The 6587-nt window shown below is 70.5% G+C and carries 1 protein-coding gene and 1 pseudogene; both read right to left on the reverse strand.

The window, feature by feature from the left end; genetic code table 11:
• Nucleotides 1–5262 (reverse strand): amino acid adenylation domain-containing protein (locus tag AB4061_RS40165; RefSeq protein ID WP_441641600.1); only part of this gene is annotated, 5262 nt, incomplete at its 3' end.
• Nucleotides 5263–5329: 67 nt separating this feature from the next.
• A pseudogene (locus AB4061_RS40170) lies at nt 5330–6508 on the reverse strand (condensation domain-containing protein); the annotation flags it as partial.
• Nucleotides 6509–6587: the final 79 nt, after the last annotated feature.

The following is a 6587-nucleotide window of genomic DNA, read 5'->3' on the forward strand; positions in this document are numbered from 1 at the left end:
CGTGACGATGATGTCGAGCGAGCGGGACAGGGCGATGCCCACACGATCCTCGGCGCCGATGCCGCGTGCATGAAGCACGGCGGCCAGACGATCGGCACGCGCCAGCAGTTCGCCATAACGCAGCGTCTGCTCGCCACAGGTCACGGCAACAGCCTGCGGCTGCGCCAGCGCGTGGCGGGCGATCTGCGCGTGGACCGGCATGCAGGCATCGGCGGGCACCTCACCCTGGCCTAGCGCAAGCAGCGCCGCCTGTTCATCCGGCCCCAGCAGGCTCAGCGACCCCACGGTCTGCGCGGGCGACGTCCCCATCGCGCCGAGCAGCGCCATCATCTGCGCGCAGATGGCGGCCACCTGCTCGGCGTCGAACGCGCGCCGCATATAGGTGAAGCTCAGCCGCAGCGTCTGGCGCAGGCTGACTTCGACGTCCATCTCGTACTCGGTCAGGCCGGTACTGCCCTGGGTCTCGAAGCGCAGGCCGCTGCGCCCGGCCGACGCCAGCGCGTCTTCCAGCGGGAAGTTCTCGAACACGAGGATGCTGTCGAACAGGCGCTGGCCGGCCTGGCCGCCCCAGCGCTGAATGTCCGACAGCGGCGTGTGCGCGTGTTCCCGCGCCGACAGGTTGAACGCCTGCAATTCCCGCAGCCAGTCGCCCAGATCCTGCGCGGCACGCGGCTCGGCCAGCACGGGCAGCGTGTTGATGAACAGTCCCAGCATCTGCTGGGCGCCGGGCACCTCGGCAGGGCGGCCGGCCACGGTGGCGCCAAACGCCACGCGCCGCTGGCCCGTGTAGCGCTGCAACAGCAGCAGCCACGCCGCCTGCACCACGGTATTCATCGTGACCTTCTGCGCGCGGGCGTATGCCGCCAGCCGCTCGGTCTGCGCGGCGCTGCAGGCGTGCTGCAGCAGGCCATATCCGCTGCCGGAGGCCGGTGCGGCCAGTGTCTCCGCCAGCCGCGTCGGCGTGTCGAATCCCGCCAGCGATCCGCTCCAGAACGCCTGTGCCGCCTGCGCGTCGCGCGCCTGCAGCCAGTCGATGTAGTCCGCAAAACGGCCTTCCGGTGCCGCTACCGCTTCGCCGGCATAGCGCTGGAGCACCTCGCCCAGCAATTGCGACGTGCTCCAGCCGTCGACCAGCAGATGGTGGACGGTCCACACCAGGTGATGGCGCGCTGCCGCCGTGCGTACCAGCGTCAGGCGCATCAGCGGCGGACGTTCCAGATCGAAGCCGTGTGCCAGATCGGCGGCCGCCAGTTCGTCGAGCGCGGCGCCCAGCGATGCCGGCGCACGCAGCGACCAGTCCTCCTCGGCGTACGGCAGCACCACGTCGCGCGCCACCCACTGCAAAGGCTGCTCGCCGCGCTGGAGGAAGCCGGTCCGCAGCGTGTCGTGGCTGCGCAGCGCGTCCCGCCAGGCCGCTGCAAAGCGCCCGGCGTCCAACCCGTCGATGTCGACGCGCAACTGGTTGATATAGGCGCCGCCGCCAGCATCCGAGCGGGCGAGGCTGTGATACAGCATGCCTGCCTGCATCGGCGACAGCGGATAGACGTCCTGCACCGCGTCGACGTCCAGCCCCAGCGCGTCGAGTTGCGCCGGCGACAGCCGTGCCGGCGCGAGATCCCCAGCACGCGACGGCTCGCGCACCGGCGCCGACGGTGCGGACGCGGCATCGAGCGCCGTCACCACGGCCGCCACCTCCGCCAGCGTCTGCCGCTCGAACAACTGCTTGGGCGTCAGCTGCCAGCCCTGCGTGCGCAGCCGCGCGACGATCTGCAGGCTCAGGATCGAATCGCCACCGAGTTCGAAGAAGTTATCGCCGCGGCCCACGCGTGCCACCTTCAGCACGGCGGCCCAGATCTCGGCCAGCGTCGTTTCGATGCCCGGCTGCGGCGCCTCGTATTCGGCGGTACCCGCGAAGTCGGGCGAGGGCAGTGCGCGGCGATCGAGCTTGCCATTCGGCGTGACCGGCATCCGCTCCAGCACCACGAAGGCGCTCGGCACCATGTAGTCGGGCAATGCCTGCGCAAGCCACTGGCGCAGGCCGTCGATATCGCAGCCCGCCTCGTCGGCCGGCACCACGTACGCCACCAGCCGGGCCGGGCCGTCCTGGGTCAGCGCGATGACGACGGCGTCCCGCACGGCGTCGTGCGCCAGCAGCCGCGCCTCGATCTCGCCCAGTTCGATCCGCAGGCCGCGAATCTTGACCTGATGGTCCAGGCGGCCGAGATATTCGATATGCCCATCGGCATGGCGCCGTGCGAGGTCGCCGGTGCGATAGAGGCGCTCGCCGTGTGTGCCGTGCGGGTCGGCGACGAAGCGCTCGGCCGTCAGCGCCGCGCGCCCCAGATAGCCGCGCGCCAGGCAGGCACCGCCGAGATAGAGCTCGCCAGCCACGCCGGCGGGTACCGGCTGCAGCGCGGCGTCCAGCACATGGGCGCTGACGTTGGCGATGGGATGCCCGATCGGCACCGAATGCCCGCCGTCGTCGCGGCAGGTCCAGTGCGTGACATCGATGGCTGCCTCGGTCGGCCCGTACAGGTTGTGCACGGCCGCCCACGGCAGCAGGTGCATCGTGCGTCGCGCCAGATCGGCAGGCAGGGCCTCGCCGCTGCACACCACATGGCGCACGCTCTTGCACGATGCCGCCAGCGCGCCATCGGTCCCGTCGCCGACAAACGCCTGCAGCATCGCGGGCACGAAGTGCAGCGTGGTGATGCGGTGGCGGGCAATCAACGCCGCGATGCGCTGCGGATCGCGATGATCGCCCGCCGCGGCCAGCGCCAGCCGCGCGCCCGTCATCAGGGGCCAGAAGAACTCCCAGACGGACACGTCGAAGCTGAACGGCGTCTTCTGCAGCACGGTATCGCTGGCGTCCAGCCGGTACTGCGCCTGCATCCACCACAGCCGGTTATGCAGCGCGCCATGCCGGTTGCCGGCGCCCTTGGGCCGTCCGGTCGAGCCGGACGTGTAGATCACGTAGGCGAGATGCTCGGCCGACAGCAACGGCGCGGGGTTGCCCGAATCGTCGCCGGCGTACAGCGCCGGATCGGTCAGATCGATGGAGGCGACCACGCCGCTCGACGCCGGCATGGCCTCTGGCCGTTGCACCAGGATCACCGCTACCGCGCTGTCGTCGATCATGTAGGCCAGCCGGTCCGCCGGGTAGTCCGGATCGAACGGCACGTAGGCGCCGCCGGCCTTCAGGATCGCCAGCAGCGCCACCACCATTTCCACCGAGCGTTCGGCCAGCACGCCCACGGGCACGTCCGGCCCCACGCCACGCGCGATCAGGCGATGGGCCAGCGCGTTGGCGCGCCGGTTCAGTTCGGCATAGGTCAGCGTGGCGTCGCCAAAGACGAGGGCCACCGCATCGGGCCGCGCGGCCGCCCGGGCCTCGAACAGCCTGTGAACGGGCTCGGCCGCCGGGTATGGCACGGGTGCGGTGCCGGCGGCCAGCGCCGCCGTGCGCTCTGCGGGTGCCAGCAGCCCGATGGTTGCCAGCGGTGCCGCGCCGTCGGCGGCCATCTGCCGCAATACGGCGAACAGCGTGTCCACCAATTGCCGCGCCTGCGCGTCGGCCAGCAGCGTGCGGTCGAAGCGGCAGGTCAGGTGCAGCGTATCGGTCTGGGCAATGAGCAGCGTCAGCGGGTAGTTCGTCTCGGCCAGATTGCGGACGTTGGCAAACGACAGCCCGCCCGGCGTGCGGCGCAGCGCGGCGTCGACCGGGTAGTTCTCGAACACGACGAGGGAATCGAACAGGGCCTGCCCACCACGGCCCGCCCAGCGCTGCACGTCGTAGAGCGGCGTGTGCTCGTGTTCGCGCAACGCCAGGTTCAGCGTCTGCACCGTGTGCAGCCAGTCGCCGACGGCCTGTTCCGGCTGCGGCGTGGCAATCACGGGCAGCGTATTGATGAACAACCCAAGCATCTGCTGCGCGGCCGGCAGATCGGCGGGGCGGCCGGACACCGTCGCGCCGAACGCCACGGCGGGCTGGCGCGTGCAGCGTTGCAGCACCAGCAGCCACGCGGCCTGCACCAGCGTATTGAGCGTGACCTTCTGCGCGCGGGCAAAGCTGGCCAGCGCCGCCGTTTCGCCCGCATCGAGCGCATGGAGTTGCTCGCCTTGCCCATGGCGGCCCGCTTCGGCCGCGTCCGGGGCGCGCAGCGCCGCCAGCAGGCGCGTCGGCTCGTCGAGTGCCTTCAGCTGATCGCGCCAGAACGATTCGCTGGCGTCGGCATCGCGCGATTGCAGCCAGCCGATGTAGTCGGCAAAACGGCCCGCCACGCCGGGCAATGCTTCACCGGCGTAGTGGCGCAGTACCTCGCCCAGCAACTGCGCGGTGCTCCAGCCGTCCAGCAGCAGATGGTGGACGGTCCAGACCAGATGATGGCGATCGGGCCCCGTGCGCAGCAGCGCCACACGCATCAGCGGCGGCTGCCTGAGATCGAATCCCTGGGCACGCTGGCTGGCCGCGAAAGCGTCGATATCGCTTGCGTCCCGGCCAGCCCAGTCTTCCACGATCATCGGCAGGGCCACGTCCCGGGCCACCCACTGGAGTGGCGACGCCTCCCGATGGAGGAAGCCGCAGTGCAGGCTGTCGTGGCGCGCCAGCACCGCTTGCCACGCCGCGACGAAGCGACTGGGGTCGATGCCGTCGACGTCGACGCGCAACTGGTTCGTATACGCGCTGCCTTCCGGGGCAAATACGCTGTGGAACAGCATGCCCGTCTGCATCGGGGACAACGGGTAGAGGTCCTGCACACGGGCAGGATCGAGAAGCAGGCTGTCGAGTTCGGGCTGCGACAGCCGCACCAGCGGGAAATCCGACGGCGTGAGCCCGGTGGCGCCCAACGTGCAATGCGCGACCACCGCCTCCAGCTCCCCGCGCAAGGCCGCCGCCAGCGCTTCGATCGTTGCCGCGCGGTAGCGCGTGCCGGCATAGGCCAACGACAGCTTCAGCCGCCCGTCGAAAACCTGCCCGCTGATCGACAAGGCATGGGAAAGCGGCGTCGCGGCGTCCTGGTTAGCGCCCGTGCCTTCGGCCGCGGGCCGCCACGCGGCGCCTTCGGCAAAGCTTGCATCGAACTGGCCCAGGTAGTTGAACACCACCTCGGGCTTGGGCACCGCCGCCAGCGCCGACTGCTGGGCCGGCGTGCCCCAGCGGCGCAGCAGGCCGAAGCCGATGCCTTCGCCGGGCACCGCGCGCAGTTGCTCCTTGACCGTGCGGATGGCCGTGCCGATCTCGCCGCTGCCGTCGAGCGCCACCGGGAACGAGCGCTGTCAGCAGCAGGTCGTTGACCCGCGTGCGATAGGCGGCGGGCGCCCGCTGGAGCAGCGATTGCGTGACGTCGGCCGGCAGCGTCAGCGTCACGCTGGCGCGGTCGGCGATGGTGAGGGAGCCGGCGGCTTCGTCTGCCGGCAAGGAGGCGTCGAATTGAGCAAGCGCCTCCCAATGCGGGATTTCCTCGCCACGGCGGGCGGCGCTGTCGCGCAGGGCTTCGGCCCAGCGCTGGTACGACGCCGTGCGCGCCGGCAGTGCTGCAGCTTCGCCATTCAGCCGTGCCCGATAGGCCGCATGCAAATCCTCGATCAGCACCCGCCACGAGACGCCATCGACCACCAGATGGTGGATCGCCAGCAGCAGTTGCCAGCGGTCTCCGGTCCGCAGCGCGACAGCGCGCAGCAGCGGACCGTGCGCCAGATCGAGGCTGCGTTGGGCGGCCTCGCAGTGCGCCAGCCGTTCGGCTTCCGTTGCGGTTTCTCGCACCCACAGCAGGTCAGCGCAGGTCTCGGCTTCGGCGTACGTCTGCTGCCAGACGCCCGACGCTTCGACGAACCGCAGCCGCAGCGCATCGTGATGGGCGACCAGATCGCCCAGCGCTGCTGCCAGTGCCCCGGAATCGAACCCGTCCCGGCAATCGAGCAGCACCGACTGGTTCCAGTGGTGACGCCGGGCCATCGGCATGGTGAAGAAATCAGCCTGGATTGGCAGCAGCGGGACCGCACCGGAGGGCACCGCGTTGCCGGCGTCGGCGTCGTGTGCCACCGACGCCGCCATGGCGGCCAGTTCGGCCAGTGTCTGGCGCTCGAAGAGTTGGCGCGGCGTCAGCAGCCAGCCGGCCGCGCGGGCGCGCGCCACGATCTGCAGGCTCAGGATCGAGTCGCCGCCGAGTTCGAAGAAGTTGTCCGAGCGGCCCACACGCGGCAGGCCCAGTACTTCGGCCCAGATGCCGGCCAGTGCGGTTTCCACCTCGCCCTCGGGGGCGACGAAGGTCTGGGCGCTCTCGAATGCCGGCGCCGGCAGCGCGTGACGGTCCAGCTTGCCGTTCGGGGTCAGGGGCAGGGCGTCGATCACGACGAACGCCGCCGGCACCATGTAGTCGGGCAATTCGGCGGCCAATGCCGTGCGCACGGCGGCCACGTCCATCTGGGCAGCGCTGGCCGGCACCACATAGGCCACCAGCCGCGCGCCGGAGGGGCCCTCGACAGCCAGCACCGCCGCATTGCCCACACCCGCCTGCGCCAGAATCCGCGCCTCGATTTCGCCCGGTTCGATCCGGAAGCCGCGAATCTTCAGTTGCTGGTCGATC

It is taken from the genome of Cupriavidus sp. YAF13, from assembly GCF_052113425.1.
GTDB lineage: Bacteria > Pseudomonadota > Gammaproteobacteria > Burkholderiales > Burkholderiaceae > Cupriavidus.